Raw genomic sequence first — 17,062 nt, forward strand, 5'->3', positions numbered from 1 at the left:
GGAAGGGGGTCGTCATGGTCCAGGAACTCATCGTGGCGATCACGGCGGCCTGTTCCGCCTCGGTGGTCTACGTCGCGGCCGGCGCCAGGGTCGTCAAGCAGTACGAACGCGGGGTCGTCCTCCGGCTCGGGCGGCTGGCCGGTGAGGTGCGCGGCCCCGGTTTCACCATGGTCGTGCCCTTCGTGGACCGGCTGCGCAAGGTCAACATGCAGATCGTGACCCTGCCCATTCCGGCGCAGGAGGGCATCACCCGGGACAACGTCACCGTCCGTGTGGACGCGGTCGTCTACTTCCGGGTCGTGGACGCGGCGAACGCCGTCATCCAGGTCGAGGACTACCGCTTCGCGGTCTCCCAGATGGCACAGACCTCGCTGCGGTCGATCATCGGCAAGAGCGATCTGGACGACCTGCTCTCCAACCGCGAAAAGCTCAACCAGGGGCTGGAGTTGATGATCGACAGCCCGGCGATCGGCTGGGGCGTGCAGATCGACCGGGTCGAGATCAAGGACGTGTCGCTGCCCGAGACGATGAAGCGGTCCATGGCCCGACAGGCCGAGGCCGACCGCGAGCGCAGGGCCCGGATCATCAACGCGGACGCGGAACTTCAGGCGTCCAAGAAGCTGGCACAGGCCGCCGAGGTCATGTCGGAACAGCCCGCCGCGCTCCAACTCCGCCTGCTCCAGACCGTGGTGGCCGTGGCCGCCGAGAAGAACTCCACCCTCGTCCTGCCCTTCCCCGTCGAACTCCTGCGCTTCCTGGAACGGGCCCAGTCCGGACAGCCGGCGGTGGTTCAGCCGCAGCCGGAGCGGTCGCCCGCGGCGCCGCCCGCGGTGGACCGGCGGCCCGGGGTCGACCCCGTCGAGCCTCCCGTCACACCGGACCGGCTCGGCAAGGCGCTGGGAGCGCTCGGCCTCCCGGAGGCGTTCGCGGACACGGACGGGCTCGGAATCCCGGACACCTTCGGGATCCTCGGCGAGCCCAGGGTGCCGATGGAACCGGAGGGACCGGAGAGTCCGGCGGACCCCCGGAACCCGGACGGACTCGGAACCGGCACGGACCCGTCCTCGAACGGCGCGGACCCGTCCGGGAACGGAGCGGGCCCTTCCGGGAACGGAGCAGCCCGGTCCGGGGCCGTGGAGAAGCGGACGGAGCCGGAGACGCCCGCGGGTTAGGGCCTGTCCGGCGGGTCGGGCCGGAGGACACCCGCGGTCCCGTGCGGACCCGACCCCCGCACGCACCCCGCACGGCGGACCCGGCCGGACCCCCGCACTCGCCCCGCACGGCGGCCCCGGCCCCCGTCACCGGCCCCACCGGCCCCGTGCGGGTGACATCGGGACCGTGGGCGGGCGGCGCGTCCAGCAGAGGGCCCAATCTTCACACTTACATACATATCGTCACACGATGACCCTCTCTGTACGGAGCATCGCCGTGGCCTGCGCCGTGGGAACCCTCGGCGCCGCGCTCGCCGCCTGCGCCGGGCCGGCCGGCCCGACAGCGGCCCGTCGCGGGCACCACGCGGCCGCCACCGCCTCGGTCACGGCCACCGCAGCCGCACCCTCGCGGCCGCCCACCCTCGCACCTGGCCCCGCCGGTCTGACACCGGTCTTCGAGAACGGGCCGCGCACCCGGGACAGGACGGTCGCGCTGACGTTCGACGCGGACATGACCGCGGACGAGGGGGCGCGGGCCGCGGGCGGCGAGCATTTCGACAATCCGCAGCTCATCGCGACGCTGAGGAGGTTCAAGGTGCCCGCGACCGTCTTCATGACCGGTCGGTGGGCGGACGAGTACCCGCGGGAGGCCAGGGACATCGGGCGGGACCCGCTGTTCGAGATCGCCAACCACTCGTACAGCCACTACGCCTTCACGAGCGACTGCTACGGACTGCCGACCGTGCCCGAGGACCGGATGCGCGCCGACGTGGAACGGGCGTACGCCGCCTTCAGGAGAGCGGGGGTGCGGGACGCCATGCCCTACTTCCGCTTCCCCGGCGGGTGTTACGACCGGCGCTCGCTGCGGGCGCTGAGCGCGGCCGGGGTCACCGCCGTGCAGTGGGACGTCGTCAGCGGGGACGCGTTCGCCACGGACGCGGACGCCGTCGCGCAGCAGGTCCTGGACGGTGTCCGGTCAGGATCCGTGGTCGTCATGCACTGCACACGCAGCGCGGCGCCCGTGACGGAGCGGGCGCTGCGGACGATCGTCCCCGAACTGCGCCGCAGGGGCTTCCGATTCGTGAAGGTCTCCCAGTTGATCGGCGCCGCCGACGGACGGCACGGACCGTCCCCGCGGCCCACCCGCTCCTCTCCCGCTCCGGTCCCCCGTTCCTCGTAAGCTGACGGCATGAGCGACGACCACCGCGCGACCGGTACGGACGACCCGGCGGGACCGGACGGACCCCCGTACGCGGAGTGCGTGCTGTGCCGTGAGCCGACCGAGTACCCGGAGTCGCACAGGGGGATCACGCTGTGCCCCGTCTGCACATGGCAGGAGGCGCAGCGCACCGCCTGTTCGGGCTGACAGGGCCCGGTGCAGGTGCGCAAGGCGGCCGTCCCCCGGAACCGGGCCGCCCACCCGCCTGTCAGCCCGTCCGCCCGCCCGTCCGGAACAGATCTTCCGCCTGGCAGACTGGGGGCGTGAGCAGCGACGACCCGACACCCGCCGACGACAGCCCCTTCCGTGACGAGCCCACCGCGCGCGACGAGGCACGGCAGTACGTGCTGCCGCTGGTGGTGCACATCGAGAAGGCGGCGCCCCCGGAGCGCACGGACGCGCTGGAGACCTCCGCGCGGGCCGTGCTGACCATCCTGAGCGACGAGCGTTCCCTCGGCGACGGGATCTGGGCGCAGGCGATGCGGGACTGGCAGGACGCCCGGATCCGCAAGGTCGTACGGCGGGCGCGCGGTGCGGAGTGGCGGCGGGCCGAGGCGCTGCCCGGCATCACCGTGACCGGCCGGTCGGCGGAGGTACGGGTCTTCCCGCCGGTGCCGCTGGACGGCTGGCCCAAGGACCTGGCCCGGCTCCAGGTGTCCGGTACGGACCTCGACGATCCGCGGCCCCCGGCACCGGCCGATCCGGCCGCGCCCGTGCTGTGGCTCAACCCCGAACTCGGCATGTCGGCCGGGAAGACGATGGCGCAGACGGGCCATGGTGCCCAACTGGCCTGGTGGGAGCTGTCGGAGGAGGAGCGGACCGCGTGGCGCGCGTCGGGCTTCGCCCTCTCCGTACGGACGGCCGATCCGGCCCGCTGGCGTGAACTCAGTTTCTCGGACGTGCCGTTGGTCCGTGACGCGGGATTCACGGAGATCGCCCCCGGCAGCGCCACGGTCGCCGCCGACCACCCGGCCCTACAGCGCGGCTGACGGCCGCCTAGGACCGCCGGGATTCCTCGGAACCGCCCTCGCTCACGCCGGCAATCTTGCCGCCGACGAAAGCCACGCCCAGCGCGACGGCAGCAGCGCCGCCACTCACAGCAGTTGCACATATTGCACTTGGTTCACTTATTCCATACACCGGAGGAAGGATCACCACCACTCGAAGCTGAGGACGCGCCGATGCCCGGGACGCACCAGGAACAGAAACCGGCCAAGGGGACAAAGCGCATCATCGACGACAACACGACGGCCCCCCTATACGAGGTCAAGGGCTCTGGCGCTCGGAGGAAGTTGCGCAAGCGCCCTGTCGAGGACCCGCTGGCACTGCGGGGTGCCCAAGCGCAGCGCACACGGAAGGAACAGCCCAAGCGCACCGTCGAGGATGCCGTTCCATGCCTGCGTGACGCCCTCACCAGCAGGGCCGAGACGTTCCACGTCACCGTCGCCGAAGCGGGCAAGGTCACCATTGAGGTGCCGCGCGAAGCCTTGGCGGTCCTCATGGAGACCATGGCGCTCATCGCGTCCGGCCGCGCCGTCGACGTGATCGCCAAGAACCTGGAACTCTCCACCATCCAGGCAGCGAAAGCCCTCGGCGTCTCCCGACCGCACCTGGTCAAGCTGCTCGACAAGGGAGCGATCGACTTCCGCATGGTCGGCACCCACCGCCGTGTGGACGTCGCGTCGCTGGAGGCTTACCAGCGACGCGAACAGAAGGACCAGGCCCAACGTCGCCAAGCGGCGGTCGCCTCCGCCATAGGCTCCACCGAGGCCGAGGGACTGCGCGTCAGCGCAGACACCACAGCCGACCTCGACGCCTACGCACGCGGAGAGCTCGACGCCACAGCCCTGCGCGCCCGCACCCTTGCCCGCTACACCCGCAAGGCCGCTGAGTGACCGACCCCTACAGCGAGCCCGATGGCGTCCTCCGGAACAGTCTCGGTATCACCGACGCAGCCGAGCTCTCCGAGGCCGAAGCGGACATCGCCGCAGTGGAGCTCGCCATCCTCGACGCCGAGCCGCTGCCCGGCAACTACGACCTTGCGCACCTGCAAGCGTTCCAGGACATGGACCAAGAGGAGAACATCGCCGCGTCAGTGGCCAGCTTCAACGCCAGCAACGACTTGCTGGAGAAGATGCTCAACGGGCTGGTACACCTCGCCTGAGCAATGGGGTCCAGTCAAGCCAAGTCGGTGCAGGACCTTTGTCGAGGGTCAGGGGGATCGCCCCCCGGACTGACGGTCGCCGTCGAGGGACATCACCGCGTCGGCGCCCTGCCGGAGCACACCGCGGACGCGGCGGGCTGACGACCGGTCTCAGTCGGCCACGACCGGTCTCAGTCGGCCAGGGTGGTCGCGAGTTCCGCGGTGACGCGGACGAGTTCGGTGTCCGGCTCGGCGAGCAGATGCTGGAGGCTGCCGCGCTGGGCGCGTACGGCCTGGCGGGCCTCGCGCTCCCAGCCCACCCAGTTCTCACGGCGGTTGAGGAGCTTGGGGTAGGCGGCGGCCGTGCGTTCCCACTGCCGGGCCTCCGCGATGTCCCGCAGCAGCTGGATTATCTGGACACGGCAGGTGACCTGCGGGAGTTCGGCGAGTTCCCACAGGAAGGGGACGGTCGCGGCGGTCGCCTGCTCCACCACGAATCCGAACTGGCAGATTCGTTCCCTCAGGTCCTGGAGCGCCGCCCTGGCCGTCTCGGCGTCACCCCGGGCGACCGTGTCGAGCAGGAAGGGGATGGCTTCCGCCGATCCCTTGGAGTCCTTGATCTCGTGCCATGAGACGCGTGCCAGGTTCCTGAGTGGTGTTGCCATTTCCGCTCCCTCCGAAGGCGTCGGACAGTGACAGGTGCGCGGGCGGGCCACCAGCCCCTCCCGGACGATCACGCTCCTCGCGGGAGCGGCTGAAGCGACGTCAGCACAGGCCTCTGGTAACGAGGTTGACGCCACGGCTATTATCCACGCTGACAGCGTCTTCGTGCAATTGCACGAGAAATTGCACGAAGCCGGAGAGAGTCATGGGTCACGTGAGGTCCGGCCGGAACCCGCGACCGGGCGGACGGCCCGGCGCGCACCTGGTGGAACGTCAGCAAGGAGAGTGCGTTGGTGCCATCAGTGCCGAACGGAGTGCGGGCCAGTTCGCTGGGCGCCTCCTGGATCAAGAGCAGGCACAGCAATGCCGAGGGCAACTGCGTCGAGGTGGCCTCCCTGGACGACGGGGGCATAGCGGTGCGCAACTCCCGTGACCCCGACGGTCCCGCCCTCGTCTACACCCCGGCGGAAGTGGCCGCGTTCCTGGCCGGGGCGAAGGACGGGGAGTTCGACCACCTGCTCTGAGCGGGTCCTTCGCGGCTCCGAACTCCGTTGAACCGGAAGGATAGTTGTCCACTTCTGTCTCCCGCTGCGACAGAGTGCGGAGCAGTGCGATAATTTTGGCTGCCTTCTGCCGGTCGTCAGGGAGTCAGGATGTCCGTCGAGTCACCCCGCACCTCCCGTCTCGAACCGTATCTGAGCCGGGAGGAGCCCGCTCCCACTCTGCTGAAGATGCTGGTCGGCGTTCAGCTGGCCGGCGCGCGCGAGGACTCCGGTCTCTCCCAGGAACAGGCGGCGCGTTCCCTGGGGTTCAGCGGGGCGAAACTGTCGCGCATAGAGGCGGGCAAGGGCCGCAGGCCGCCCACGGAGGCCGATGTCCGTGCCCTGCTCGGCCTGTACGGCACCGAGGAGTACGAGGTCTCGGTCCTGCTCCGACTGCTCAAGCGCGCGGGCGAGCCGGGATGGTGGCAGCGCTACGACAAGCGGCTGATGCCCGAGTGGTTCGACCGGCTGGTCGGACTCCAGGAGGCGGCCACCACCATCCGCACCTTCGAGATCCAGTACGTTCCCGGTCTGTTGCAGACTCCCGACTACACCCGGGCCGTGGTGGAACGCGGGCTGCCGACGGCGCCCGCGGGCGAGGTGCAGCGCCGGGTGGAGCTGCGCATGCGCCGGCGGGAACTGCTGGACCGGGCGGATCCCCCGCATCTGTGGGCCGTCGTCGACGAGTCCGTGCTGCTGCGTGTCCTGGGCAGCCGTGAGGTGATGCGCGCCCAGCTCGAACACCTGATCGCGATGGCGCAGCGTCCCCATGTGGTCGTGCAGATCGTGCCGTTGGACGTCACCAACGCCTCGGCACCGGCGATCCCCGTCACCTATCTGCGCTTCGGCGGCGTCGAACTGCCCGACATCGTCTATCTGGAGCACATCAGGAGCGCCAACTTCCTTGAGGACCGGGACGAGACGGAGGAGTACCGCGTGGTCCTGGACCGCCTCGCCGACGAGGCCCTCAGCCCGCGCGCGTCCCTGGCACTGCTGCGCTCCACGGTGGAGCAGCGCTACAGCGCGTCCCGTTGAGCGGTTCGGTCAGCCCCTGGGCCGGATCCGGCCGACCCCGCCGTACTCGATCCACTCCTGGGTGAGCTGGCGCGGCACGACGTCGCTGTCCGGGCGCCAGGTGGACACCTCGACCAGCCCGGGTTCGAGGATGTCCATGCCGTCGAAGAACGCCTCCACGTCCTTCTCCTGGCGGACCCGGCCCCAGTGCCCCTGCGTCGCCTTGTCCATGAAGCCGGTGACGAAGTCGCGGACCGCGGCGTCCTCGCTGACCAGCTGGCACATCACCAGGAAGCTTCCGGGCGCGAGCCGTTCGGCCACGCGGCGGATCACCGGGAGGGGGCCGTCGGTCTCGCTGTCCGGGATGCAGTGGAAGACCGAGTTGAACAGCACGGCCACCGGCTGCGAGAGGTCGATCAGCCGCCGGGTGTCGGCGTGGGCGAAGATCTCCTCCGTCTGCCGCAGGTCGGCGTGGATGACGGCGGTCCGCTCGTTCTGGTCCAGCAGGGCGCGGCCGTGCACCAGCACCATCGGGTCGCTGTCGACATAGACCACCCGGGAGGCCTCGTCGACCGCCTGGGCGACCTGGTGGACGTTGTCCTGCGTGGGCAGGCCCGATCCGTGGTCGAGGAACTGCCTGATCCCGTATCCGTCCGCCAGCGTGCGGACCACCCGCTGGAGGAACCGGCGGTTGTTCAGGGCGAGCGCGCGGGTGCTGGGGACGACCTTGTCCAGCTCCTCGCAGGCCGCCCGGTCGGCGGCGTAGTTGTCCTTGCCGCCGAGATAGTGGTCGTACATGCGCGCGGCCGTGGGCACCGTGGCATCGATCGACGTGGACAGCTGCTCGCCAGGCTGCATCGTTCCCCCAGATCCGTCTCGGCCGGCTGACCGGCCCGACCGGCAATCCATCTTAGGGAAGCGGAAGTTGACGTTGCCAGCCCCGAACGAGGGACGCGGCGGGGGTTTCGGGCCAAGTTGCGGCCGCTCGTCCGGCGAGGTGGCGCGAAACGGCCGATCGGCGGGCCCGGCCGGAACCTCAAATGTTCCTCTGAAGGTCCGCCCCGGTGGGTTCGGTCCCGGTCCCCGGGGCCATCACCTGCTCACGCCGGTGCTCCGGCCGTCGTGGGGAGCGACGTGAGGCAGGCACGCCTCGGGCGTGACGGAGGAGGGGACATGCGGGAATCGGGACGGCTGGGTACGGGCATCGGGTGGCGGCCGGAGATCGCCGAGGCCGTGGAGAACATGCCCGGCGTCGACTGGGTCGAGGCCGTGGCGGAGAACGTCTGCCCCGGGCATCTCCCCGAGTCGCTGCTGCGGCTGCGCGCGCGGGGTGTCACGGTGGTGCCGCACGGCGTCTCCCTGGGTCTCGGCGGGGCCGACCGGCCCGACGAGGCACGGCTGGCCGCGCTCGCCGAACGCGCCGAGGCGCTGGGGTCGCCGCTCGTCACGGAGCACATCGCGTTCGTCCGGGCGGGCGGACCGCTCACCGCGTCCCCGCTTCTGGAGGCCGGGCACCTGCTGCCGGTGCCCCGCACCCGGGACGCGCTGCGCGTCCTGTGCGAGAACGTCCGCGCCGCCCAGGCGGCGCTGCCCGTCCCCCTCGCCGTGGAGAACATCGCCGCGCTGATCTCCTGGCCCGGCGAGGAGATGACGGAGGGACAGTTCCTCTACGAACTGGCCGACCGCACCGGCGTACGGCTGCTCATCGACGTGGCCAACCTCCACACCAACCACGTCAACCGCGGCGAGGACCCCGCCAAGGCACTCGACGAACTGCCCGTCGAGGCCATCGCCTACGTCCATGTCGCCGGGGGCTTCGAGCGGGACGGCGTGTGGCACGACAGCCACGCCCACCCCGTCGCGCGGCCCGTGCTCGACATCCTCGCCGACCTCGCGTCCCGGGTGACCCCGCCGGGCGTCCTGCTGGAACGTGACGAGAACTTCCCCGAACCGGCCGAACTGGAGGGGGAGTTGACCGCGATCCGGGGGACGCTGGACAGGGCGACGGGGCCCCTGGGGCGGGGCGGCGAGGCTCCGGCCGCTCCCGTGATCATCGTGCCGCGGTCCCCGGTGCCCGAGGGTCCCGAGGCGGCGCTGGGCGAGCCCGTCGAGGCGGGTCCGCACGCCGGCCCGGACGACGCCTCCCGTCAGCGGGTGGCACTGGCGCAGGCCGCGCTGCTGTCCGCGCTCGTCGCCGGGACGCCCGCGCCCGAGGGCTTCGACCGCGTCCGCCTCGGGGTGCAGTCGCGCGCCCTCGCGGCCAAGCGGGCGGACGTCGTGGCGAAGGTGGCCCCGGAACTGCCGGAGATCCTCGGCGACCGCTACCGGCCGGCGTTCCTCGCGTACGCGCAGCGGCGTCCGATGACCGGCGGCTACCGTCGCGACGCCCTGGACTTCGCCGCCCACCTGCTGCTCGCGGGGCTCCCCGAGGACAGCGGGACACGGCGGCTGCGCGACTGGTGGCTCGAACGCTCGGGCCCGGCCCCGCTCTCCGGACGTCCCGTGGCCCGGCTGGCCCGCGCCACCCGCCGGGCCCTGCTGCGCCGCTGACGGTACGACGGGACCTCGGGAACATCCCGCGCGCGGCGCCTCGACGCGAGGCTCCGATGCGGAACATCACATACCGGCAACGGCTCCGTCCCACATAGTGGGTGGAGCATGGCGTCCGCCCCGCCCATCGCATAGAAAAACGCCATGTTCTGGGTCCTTCTCCTGCTCCTTGCCTGGCCGGTGGCCGGTGTCTCGTGCATCCGGCTGTGTCTGGCCGCGCTGCGCGCCGCCTCGCTCGACACCGACGCCGGGCGCGGGCACGATCTCACGCTGTACGAGGCCGCGTTCCTGTCCGGCGGTCCGGCCCGGGTGGCCGATCTGACCCTGGTGTCGATGGCCCGTCAGCGCCGTCTGCTGCTGGCGCACACCGGCTGGGCCACGGTCGTCGACCCGCGCGGCCGCGACGACATGGAACGCTCGGTCATCGGAGCCATCGGGCCCGAGGGCCAGTCCCGGATAGCGCCGGTGCGGGCGGCCACGGCCACCGCCGACTCGGTACGCCGTCTCGCGGACCGCCTGGTCGCGGCGGGTCTCGCCGTCCCCGACGGGGACCGCACCACCGTCGCGGGCGCCGTCCGCCAGGTCCAGGCCGCCGCGGCCGCGGTCCTCGCGCTGGGCACCGTGGCCGTCCTGCTGCCGGGTCAGGCCCCGGGCAGCGGCGTCCCGGTGGCCGTCTGGTTCCTGCTCCCGCTCATTCTGACGGTGAGCTGTCTCGCCATCGCCCGGATCGAGGTGCACCCCTGCACCCGCTGGGCCTCCCCGGCCGGGCAGCGGCTGCTCGGCACCCTGGCCCGGCACTCCGACGTCTCCGGCGACGACCGTACGTATCTCACCTCCGTCGCCGTACGCGGCATCCGTGCCGTCGGCGAACCGGAACTGCGGGCGGCCCTGGCCCACCGCGACCGCGGCACCGCGTAGCAACGGCGGAGGCAGGGGGGCTCACCGGGCGGCGGACGGCGCCCTCGGGGGCGCATCGGGGTCATTGGGGCCGACACCGGCGGGCGGTCCTTTACTTCGCCCTCCGCCGAACGAAGCATCCTTCTGTCGCTGCCGCGCGCTGAAGGGATTCGCGATGAGAGCTGCCGTCCTCCACGGAACCGCAGGGGCCTTGCTCCTGACCGGCCTGGTCGCCGCTCCGGCAGGCGGCGCCCCGGCCTGGCCCGACCCGGTGCTGACCGCCGAGACGCACGGCACCGCCGTCGCCGCCGGGCGCGCCGCCGCCGCGGGCATCCGCTTCGGCCCGTGCGCCAAGGAGGAACACCTCCCGTCGAACGTGCGGTGCGGCACGGTCACGGTGCCGCTCGACTACGCGCTCCCCGACGGCAAACGGATCCGGCTGACCGTCAGCCGCGTCCGTGCCACCGGGAAGGACCCGCTCAACGCGAAGCGCAAGGTGCCGCGCCAGGGCGCGCTCGTCTACAACCCCGGCGGTCCCGGCGCCTCCGGCATGTTCTTCCCGCTGATCGGCTTCCTGCCCGAGTGGAAGCGGATCGGAGCCGCCTACGACCTCGTGGGCTACGCCCCGCGCGGCGTCGACCGGTCGGCGCCGCTGTCCTGCCGGGACCCCGGGCACCCGCCGAAACCGCACCTCCAGTCCCCGACCGCCCCCTCCGAGTCGTACAAGAAGGCGCGGATCGCGGAGGCCAAGGCGTACGCCCGCGGCTGCGCCCGGCGTTCGGGCTCCGCCCTGCGCCACTACACCTCGCTCAACAACGCCCGTGACCTGGACGTGCTGCGCGCCGCGCTCGGTGAGCGGAAGCTGACCTTCATGGGCGCCTCGTACGGAACGTACTTCGGTTCGCTGTACGCGACGCTGTTCCCCTCGCACGTACGCCGGATGGTCTTCGACTCGGCGGTGAACCCGGACCCCGAGAAGGTCTGGTACGAGAACAACCTCGACCAGTCGGCCGCGTTCGAGGTCCGCTGGGCGGACTTCCGCGCGTGGATCGCGCGGCACGACAAGGTGTACGGGCTGGGCCGCACCGCCGAGGAGGTGCGGCACTCCTACGAGAAGGCGCGGGCCCGGCTCGCCGCCTCGCCCGCGGGCGGCACGGTGGGGCCCGCCCAGCTCCAGGGCGCGTTCCTCCAGGCCGGGTACTACGACGACTACTGGCCGCAGCGCGCGCTGGCGCTGTCCGCCTATCTGAAGGGTGACCCGAAGCCGCTGATCCAGGTGGCGGGACCGCATCCGGAGGCGGCCGCCGAGCAGGAGAACGGCAGCGCGGTCTACACAGCCGTGGAGTGCAACGACGCGCCCTGGCCGACCGACTGGCACGTCTGGGACCGCGACAACACCCGTCTCGCGCGGGTCGCCCCGTTCGAGACCTGGGACAACGTGTGGATGAACCTGCCGTGCGCGTACTGGTCCGCGCCCCGGCAGAAGCCGCTCGACGTCAGGACGCTGCCCGGAGAGCTACCGCCGACGCTGATCCTGGCCGCCGAGCGGGACGCGGCGACCCCTTACGAGGGTGCCGAGGAGCTCCAGCGGCGGCTGTGGGGCTCGGTGCTGGTGACCGAGAACGGCGCGGGCACCCATGGGATCGCGGGCGGGCCCAACAAGTGCGTCAACGGCTACCTGGACGCCTACCTCCTTCAGGGCAGGCTGCCCGAGCGGAACGCGGCCTGCGCGCCGCACCGGGAGCCGGTGCCGCCGGCGTCCACGAGGGCGGCGCGGCGAGGGGCCTGACGGAGCCGGTACGGGCGAGGCGGGCGCCCCTCGAAGGGGCGCCCGCCTCGGTGCCGGGTGCGCCGGCGACCTGCCAGGGAGCGCCCGGCGAGGCGCCGGGCGCGGTGTGCGACCGTCAGGCGAGACCGGCGACCAGGTCGGCGACGTCCTTGCGGCGGCCGGTGTAGAACGGGACCTCCTCGCGGACGTGCATCCGTGCCTCGGAGGCACGCAGATGGCGCATCAGGTCGACGATGCGGTGGAGCTCGTCGGCCTCGAAGGCGAGGATCCACTCGTAGTCGCCGAGCGAGAACGAGGCGACGGTGTTCGCGCGGACGTCGGGGTAGCCGCGAGCCATCTTGCCGTGGTCGGCGAGCATCCGGCGGCGGTCCTCGTCGGCCAGCAGGTACCAGTCGTAGGAGCGCACGAAGGGGTAGACGCTGACGTAGTCGCGGGGCGTCTCGTCGGCGAGGAACGCCGGGATGTGCGAGCGGTTGAACTCGGCGGGCCGGTGCAGCGCCATGTTCGACCAGACCGGCTCCAGGGCGCGGCCCAGCTTCGTACGGCGGAAGAGGTTGTACGCCTCCTGGAGCTGGTCGCTGGTCTCCGCGTGCCACCAGATCATGACGTCGGCGTCGGCGCGCAGACCCGAGACGTCGTAGGTGCCGCGGATCGTCACGTCCTTGGCGGCGAGCTGGTCGAACAGTTCCTGGACCTCGTCGGCGTAGCCGGTGCGGTCCTCGGGGAGCACGTCCTTCAGCTTGAAGACCGACCACAGGGTGTAGCGGATGGCCTCGTTCAGGTCCTTGGCCAGCTTGCCCTTGTTCGGGACCCTGGCGGACTCGGTGGAGGGGGCGTCGTCACTCATGGGGCTATTCTCCCGCGCCGCCGTGCAGGCTCTGCACCGGGTCGGCGCTGAGCTCCTCGACACCACGCGGGTCGCCGCCCAGCTGGTCCACGGCGGCGTACGCGCTCGCGACGCAGGCCGGGATGCCGACGCCGTCGTACTGCGCTCCGCACACCGCGAGGCCCGGGAGCTTGGCGACCTCCTCGCGGATGCGGGCCACGCGCGCGTGATGGCCGACCGGGTACTGCGGCAGGCCGTCGTCCCAACGGGTGACGCGGGTCTCCAGCGGCTCGGCGTCCAGGCCGGTGGCCTCGCGCAGGTCGCGCCGGGAGACGTCGACGAGATGGGCGTCGTCCCGCTCCAGGATCTCCGTCTCGCCGTAGCGCCCCACGGAGGTGCGCAGCACCAGCACGTCGGGGTCCTCGTCGGCGATCCAGCCCCATTTGCGGGAGGCGAAGGTCGACGCCTTGATCGTACGGCCGTCGACGGGCGGCACCAGGAAGCCGCTTCCCTCGGGGAGCCGGATGCCGGAACGGCGGTAGGCGAGGGTGACCAGGGCCATGGAGGCGTACTCGACCGTGCGCAGTGCGGCGGCGGCCGCGGGCGATTCGGCGCCCAGCAGCGCGGCCGCGGCCGGGGCGGGGACGGCGACGACCACCGCGTCGGCGTGCAGGACGCGCTCACCGGCGACCACCTGCCAGCCGGCCGCCGCGGTCCGGCGCAGTTCCGTCACCGGGGTGCCGGTCAGGATCTCGCCGCCGCGGTCCGTGACCGAACGCGCCACGGCGAGCGGCAGCCGGCCGACACCGCCCTCGATGCCCATGAAGACGGGCCCGGTCTGCCCGCTCGCGGCCGCCTTGGCCTGGATCTCCCGGACCGCCTCCGTCAGCGAGTCGTGGGACCGCACGGCCTGGAAGAGCTGCGGGACGGCGGAGCGCATCGAGATGCGGTAGGCGTCGCCCGCGTAGACGCCGCCCAGGAGCGGCTCGACCAGACGGTCGACGACCTCACGGCCGAGGCGGGCCGCCACGTACTCCCCGACGGCCACGTCGTCGCCGACCTCCGTGCGGGGCAGCTCGGCGTCGCGCTCGATGCGGGCGAGTCCCTCGTCCGACAGGACACCGGCGAGGGCGGCGGCGGTGCCCGGTACGCCCATCACATGGCCCTTGGGCATCGGGCGCAACGCACCCCGGGTCCAGATCGAGGCCGTCGCGGTGGCCGGCGGCCGCAGCCGGTCGCTCAGACCCACCGCGCGCGCCAGGTCCACCGCCTCCGGGCGGCGCGCCAGCACGGACTCCGCGCCCAGGTCGACCCGGACACCGGCGATCTCTCCGGGAAGGAGCTTGCCGCCGACCCGGTCCGAGGCCTCGACGACGGTCACGCGCGCGCCGCGCCCGAGCAATCGGTGAGCGGCGGCCAGTCCGGCGATGCCTGCCCCGATGACGACGACGTGCCGCGTGTCCGTGTCCGATGCGCTCATGGCTCCACCCTCTCAGACGGCACGAACCCTCCCGCCGGGGCCATGCGGCCTCTTCGAGTCCCGACCGTGACCGCATCGGGACCGGAACCCGCCAACGTCCCGCACCCCTCCGGCGTCGAAGAACCGTCAGTCGTCACCACCCTGGGGGGTAGACCCATATGCGCACACACGGTCCCGGACGTCCGGTCCGGTCCATGTCACCTGTCCCGTCCGGCTTCTCCGCCGCCCCGGTACGACCCGGCCGCCCGGCCCGGGTCCTGGCGGGGATGTTCCTCGTCACCGCGCTCGCGCTGACGGGATGCGGCGCCGGCGGCTCGGGCAGTTCGGGCGACAAGTCGCTCGCGGGGGGCGCCGGGGACGCGAAGGCCGCTCCCGCGGAACGCGCGGACTCGGGGGCGGCCGGCAGCGCCGCGGCCGACGGCCGCAAGAGGGCCGCCCCGCCCAGGGCGACCGTGAACAGCATCATCCGCACCGCCTCGCTGACCGTCGTGGTCAAGGACGTTCCCGCGGCACTGGACGACGCCCGTACGGCCGCCGAGAACGCGGGCGGCTACGTCGGCGACGAGACCACCACCCGGGACGGGCACGACCACGCGCGCACGCGGGTGGTCCTGCGGGTGCCCTCCGAGCGGTACGACCAGGTGCTCGCCGGTCTGGAGGGCGCCGGGAAGGTCGTCGCGCGGACGGCCAAGGCGCAGGACGTCACCGACCAGGTCGTGGACGTGGACAGCCGCGTGAAGTCGCAGCGGGTGAGTGTGGCCCGGGTCCGCGAACTGATGGACCGGGCGACCAAGCTCAGTGATGTGGTGGCGCTGGAAGGGGAGTTGAGCAGCCGGGAGTCCGATCTGGAGGCGCTGCTCGCGCAGCAGGCGTCGCTGAAGGACCGTACGAGCCTGGCCACGATCACGCTCACCCTGTCCGAGACCCCGGTGAAGAAGGCCGGGACGAAGGAGGCGGACCCGGGCTTCCTTGACGCGCTCTCGGGCGGCTGGAACGTGCTGGTCACGGTGGTGCGCTGGCTGGCCCTGGCGGTCGGGGCGGTGCTCCCCTTCGCGGTGGTGCTCGGTCTGATCGCCCTGGCGTGGATACGCGGGGTGAGCCCGCGGCTGCGGCGCCGCCAGGACCCGGCGCCGGCCTCGGGACCGGCTCTCCCCCCGGTTTCCGGCCCGGCTTCGGGGACCACGGCCCCGGCGGCGGGAGGCGGCGAGGAGGACTGAAGTGCCGTGCCCCCGTAGCGTGTTCGCATGAGTATGAGCGGTACGAGCGGTACGGGCCATGCGGGCGGGGCACGGGAGCGGCTGGTCGTGATCGGGGGTGACGCGGCGGGCATGTCCGCCGCGTCACAGGCGCGCCGGCTGCGCGGTCCGGAGCAGTTGGAGATCGTGGCGTTCGAGCGGGGCCACTTCACGTCGTACTCGGCGTGCGGGATCCCGTACTGGGTGGGCGGCGACGTCCCCGAGCGCGACCGGCTGATCGCGCGGACCCCCGAGGAGCACCGCGAGCGCTCCATCGACCTGCGGATGCGTACGGAGGTCACGGAGATCGATGTCGCGGGCTCCCGGGTGCGTTCGCGGGACCTCGAGACCGGGGCGGAGGCGTGGACGTCGTACGACAGGCTGGTGATCGCGACCGGTGCGCGGCCGGTACGCCCCGAGCTGCCGGGTGTGGACGCGCCGGGTGTGCACGGCGTGCAGACGCTGGACGACGGGCAGGCCCTGCTCGACTCGCTGGCGGCGACCGAGGGCCGCCGGGCGGTGGTCGTCGGGGCGGGCTACATCGGCGTGGAGATGGCCGAGGCGCTCATCAACCGCGGCTACGAGGTGACGGTCCTCAACCGGGGCGGTGAACCCATGTCCACGCTCGACCCGGACATGGGCCGCCTGGTGCACACGGCGATGGAGGGCCTCGGGATCACCATGGTCGGCGGCACCGAGGTCACGGGGTTCCTCACGGGTGACGACGGCCGGGTCCGCGCGGTCACCACCGAGGACGCCACCTACCCGGCGGACGTGGTGGTGCTCGGCATCGGCGTCCGCCCCGAGACGTCGCTCGCCCGCGCGGCCGGGCTGCCGCTCGGCGAGCACGGCGGGCTGCTCACCGATCTGTCGATGCGGGTGCGCGGGCACGAGGACATCTGGGCGGGCGGGGACTGCGTCGAGGTGCTCGACCTGGTCTCGGGGCGCGAGCGGCACATCGCGCTGGGCACCCACGCGAACAAGCACGGCCAGGTGATCGGCTCCAACGTGGGCGGCGGATACGCCACGTTCCCCGGGGTCGTCGGCACCGCGGTGAGCAAGGTCTGCGATCTGGAGATCGCCCGCACCGGACTGCGCGAGAAGGACGCGCGCCGGGCGGGCCTCAGGTTCGAGACCGTCACGATCGAGTCGACGAGCCGCGCGGGCTACTACCCGAACGCCGCCCTCATGACGGTCAAGATGCTCGCGGAGCACCGCACGGGACGGCTGCTCGGCGTGCAGATCGTCGGCCGGGAGGGCGCGGCGAAGCGCGTGGACATCGCGGCGGTGGCGCTGACCACGGGCATGACGGTGGAACAGATGACGATGCTGGACCTCGGCTACGCGCCGCCGTTCTCCCCGGTCTGGGACCCCGTCCTGGTGGCGGCGCGCAAGGCGGTGACGAAGGTGCGCGAGGGAGCCAGGTGACGGGCGGGACTGGGTGAGGCGGGAGCCGCGTGAGGCGGGAGCCGCGTGAGGCGGGAGCCGCGTGAGGCGGGAGCCGCGTGAGGCGGGAGCCGCGTGAGGCGGGAGCCGCGTGAGGCGGGAGCCGC

At 72.4% G+C, this 17,062-nt stretch carries 17 protein-coding genes; 13 read left to right on the forward strand and 4 right to left on the reverse strand.

Features of this window, described 5'->3' with window-relative positions; translation table 11 throughout:
- The first annotated feature begins 14 nt into the window (after positions 1-14).
- The 6 genes from ACZ4AA_RS14535 (at position 15) to ACZ4AA_RS14560 (ending at position 4,534) form a co-directional block, all read left to right on the forward strand.
- Entirely contained in the window at positions 15-1,172 is a 1,158-nt protein-coding gene (locus ACZ4AA_RS14535; protein ID WP_467600947.1) for a slipin family protein, read from the forward strand.
- Positions 1,173-1,401: 229 nt separating this feature from the next.
- Entirely contained in the window at positions 1,402-2,331 is a 930-nt protein-coding gene (locus tag ACZ4AA_RS14540) for a polysaccharide deacetylase family protein (protein ID WP_467600950.1), read from the forward strand.
- 9 nt (positions 2,332-2,340) lie between these two features.
- Positions 2,341-2,517, forward strand: coding sequence for a hypothetical protein (locus tag ACZ4AA_RS14545; RefSeq protein ID WP_467600953.1), 177 nt, complete (start codon positions 2,341-2,343; stop codon positions 2,515-2,517).
- 116 nt (positions 2,518-2,633) lie between these two features.
- The gene (locus ACZ4AA_RS14550) at positions 2,634-3,359 is read left to right on the forward strand and encodes a peptidyl-tRNA hydrolase (RefSeq protein ID WP_467600957.1); all 726 of its coding nucleotides are present in this window, start codon (positions 2,634-2,636) and stop codon (positions 3,357-3,359) included.
- Between the two features lie 192 nt (positions 3,360-3,551).
- Complete coding sequence (locus tag ACZ4AA_RS14555) at positions 3,552-4,265, forward strand: antitoxin VbhA family protein (RefSeq protein ID WP_467600960.1); 714 nt, start codon at positions 3,552-3,554, stop codon at positions 4,263-4,265.
- Positions 4,262-4,534, forward strand: a complete 273-nt coding sequence (locus ACZ4AA_RS14560) for a hypothetical protein (protein ID WP_467600962.1) — start codon at positions 4,262-4,264, stop codon at positions 4,532-4,534. Before ACZ4AA_RS14555 ends, ACZ4AA_RS14560 begins: the two co-directional genes overlap by 4 nt.
- A gap of 170 nt (positions 4,535-4,704) precedes the next feature.
- On the opposite strand, the gene ACZ4AA_RS14565 is transcribed toward ACZ4AA_RS14560, so the two are convergent.
- Positions 4,705-5,178 carry a hypothetical protein gene (locus tag ACZ4AA_RS14565; protein WP_467600964.1) on the reverse strand — a complete coding sequence of 158 codons (474 nt, stop codon included), beginning with the start codon at positions 5,176-5,178 and terminating at the stop codon, positions 4,705-4,707.
- Between the two features lie 291 nt (positions 5,179-5,469).
- On the opposite strand from ACZ4AA_RS14565, the gene ACZ4AA_RS14570 reads away from it, so the two are divergent.
- Both ACZ4AA_RS14570 and ACZ4AA_RS14575 read left to right on the forward strand, forming a co-directional pair.
- Positions 5,470-5,700, forward strand: a complete 231-nt coding sequence (locus ACZ4AA_RS14570; protein WP_467600966.1) for a DUF397 domain-containing protein — start codon at positions 5,470-5,472, stop codon at positions 5,698-5,700.
- A gap of 129 nt (positions 5,701-5,829) precedes the next feature.
- Complete coding sequence (locus tag ACZ4AA_RS14575; RefSeq protein ID WP_467600968.1) at positions 5,830-6,753, forward strand: helix-turn-helix domain-containing protein; 924 nt, start codon at positions 5,830-5,832, stop codon at positions 6,751-6,753.
- A gap of 9 nt (positions 6,754-6,762) precedes the next feature.
- On the opposite strand, the gene ACZ4AA_RS14580 is transcribed toward ACZ4AA_RS14575, so the two are convergent.
- Positions 6,763-7,590, reverse strand: coding sequence for an SAM-dependent methyltransferase (locus ACZ4AA_RS14580; RefSeq protein ID WP_467600970.1), 828 nt, complete (start codon positions 7,588-7,590; stop codon positions 6,763-6,765).
- A 315-nt stretch (positions 7,591-7,905) separates the two neighbouring features.
- On the opposite strand from ACZ4AA_RS14580, the gene ACZ4AA_RS14585 reads away from it, so the two are divergent.
- The 3 genes from ACZ4AA_RS14585 (at position 7,906) to ACZ4AA_RS14595 (ending at position 11,968) form a co-directional block, all read left to right on the forward strand.
- A complete protein-coding gene (locus ACZ4AA_RS14585) occupies positions 7,906-9,282 on the forward strand; it encodes an MbnB/TglH/ChrH family RiPP precursor modification enzyme (RefSeq protein WP_467600972.1) in 1,377 nt (458 codons plus the stop codon).
- A 144-nt stretch (positions 9,283-9,426) separates the two neighbouring features.
- Positions 9,427-10,200, forward strand: a complete 774-nt coding sequence (locus tag ACZ4AA_RS14590) for a TIGR04222 domain-containing membrane protein (RefSeq protein ID WP_467600974.1) — start codon at positions 9,427-9,429, stop codon at positions 10,198-10,200.
- 154 nt (positions 10,201-10,354) lie between these two features.
- Complete coding sequence (locus tag ACZ4AA_RS14595) at positions 10,355-11,968, forward strand: alpha/beta hydrolase (protein ID WP_467600977.1); 1,614 nt, start codon at positions 10,355-10,357, stop codon at positions 11,966-11,968.
- Positions 11,969-12,083: 115 nt separating this feature from the next.
- Here the strand turns inward: ACZ4AA_RS14595 and hemQ are convergent, their stop codons facing one another.
- Positions 12,084-12,815 carry a hydrogen peroxide-dependent heme synthase gene (hemQ, locus tag ACZ4AA_RS14600; protein ID WP_467600979.1) on the reverse strand — a complete coding sequence of 244 codons (732 nt, stop codon included), beginning with the start codon at positions 12,813-12,815 and terminating at the stop codon, positions 12,084-12,086.
- A gap of 4 nt (positions 12,816-12,819) precedes the next feature.
- The gene (gene hemG / locus ACZ4AA_RS14605) at positions 12,820-14,274 is read right to left on the reverse strand and encodes a protoporphyrinogen oxidase (RefSeq protein ID WP_467600981.1); all 1,455 of its coding nucleotides are present in this window, start codon (positions 14,272-14,274) and stop codon (positions 12,820-12,822) included.
- A 194-nt stretch (positions 14,275-14,468) separates the two neighbouring features.
- On the opposite strand from hemG, the gene ACZ4AA_RS14610 reads away from it, so the two are divergent.
- Positions 14,469-15,491, forward strand: coding sequence for a DUF4349 domain-containing protein (locus ACZ4AA_RS14610; protein WP_467600983.1), 1,023 nt, complete (start codon positions 14,469-14,471; stop codon positions 15,489-15,491).
- 27 nt (positions 15,492-15,518) lie between these two features.
- On the forward strand, positions 15,519-16,937 hold the full coding sequence (locus ACZ4AA_RS14615) for an FAD-dependent oxidoreductase (RefSeq protein WP_467600986.1): 1,419 nt from the start codon (positions 15,519-15,521) through the stop codon (positions 16,935-16,937).
- Positions 16,938-17,062: the final 125 nt, after the last annotated feature.

The organism is Streptomyces sp. NPDC024698 (genome assembly GCF_055559015.1).

What these genes read in the sequence shown, in the direction of transcription:
- ACZ4AA_RS14535 (WP_467600947.1), top strand. Translation starts at nt 15, where the DNA reads ATGGTCCAGGAACTCATCGTGGCGATCACGGCGGCCTGTTCCGCCTCG.
- ACZ4AA_RS14540 (WP_467600950.1), top strand. Translation starts at nt 1,402, where the DNA reads ATGACCCTCTCTGTACGGAGCATCGCCGTGGCCTGCGCCGTGGGAACC.
- ACZ4AA_RS14545 (WP_467600953.1), top strand. Translation starts at nt 2,341, where the DNA reads ATGAGCGACGACCACCGCGCGACCGGTACGGACGACCCGGCGGGACCG.
- ACZ4AA_RS14555 (WP_467600960.1), top strand. Translation starts at nt 3,552, where the DNA reads ATGCCCGGGACGCACCAGGAACAGAAACCGGCCAAGGGGACAAAGCGC.
- ACZ4AA_RS14565 (WP_467600964.1), bottom strand. Translation starts at nt 5,178, where the DNA reads ATGGCAACACCACTCAGGAACCTGGCACGCGTCTCATGGCACGAGATC.
- ACZ4AA_RS14575 (WP_467600968.1), top strand. Translation starts at nt 5,830, where the DNA reads ATGTCCGTCGAGTCACCCCGCACCTCCCGTCTCGAACCGTATCTGAGC.
- ACZ4AA_RS14580 (WP_467600970.1), bottom strand. Translation starts at nt 7,590, where the DNA reads ATGCAGCCTGGCGAGCAGCTGTCCACGTCGATCGATGCCACGGTGCCC.
- ACZ4AA_RS14585 (WP_467600972.1), top strand. Translation starts at nt 7,906, where the DNA reads ATGCGGGAATCGGGACGGCTGGGTACGGGCATCGGGTGGCGGCCGGAG.
- ACZ4AA_RS14590 (WP_467600974.1), top strand. Translation starts at nt 9,427, where the DNA reads ATGTTCTGGGTCCTTCTCCTGCTCCTTGCCTGGCCGGTGGCCGGTGTC.
- ACZ4AA_RS14595 (WP_467600977.1), top strand. Translation starts at nt 10,355, where the DNA reads ATGAGAGCTGCCGTCCTCCACGGAACCGCAGGGGCCTTGCTCCTGACC.
- hemQ (WP_467600979.1), bottom strand. Translation starts at nt 12,815, where the DNA reads ATGAGTGACGACGCCCCCTCCACCGAGTCCGCCAGGGTCCCGAACAAG.
- hemG (WP_467600981.1), bottom strand. Translation starts at nt 14,274, where the DNA reads ATGAGCGCATCGGACACGGACACGCGGCACGTCGTCGTCATCGGGGCA.
- ACZ4AA_RS14610 (WP_467600983.1), top strand. Translation starts at nt 14,469, where the DNA reads ATGTCACCTGTCCCGTCCGGCTTCTCCGCCGCCCCGGTACGACCCGGC.
- ACZ4AA_RS14615 (WP_467600986.1), top strand. Translation starts at nt 15,519, where the DNA reads ATGAGTATGAGCGGTACGAGCGGTACGGGCCATGCGGGCGGGGCACGG.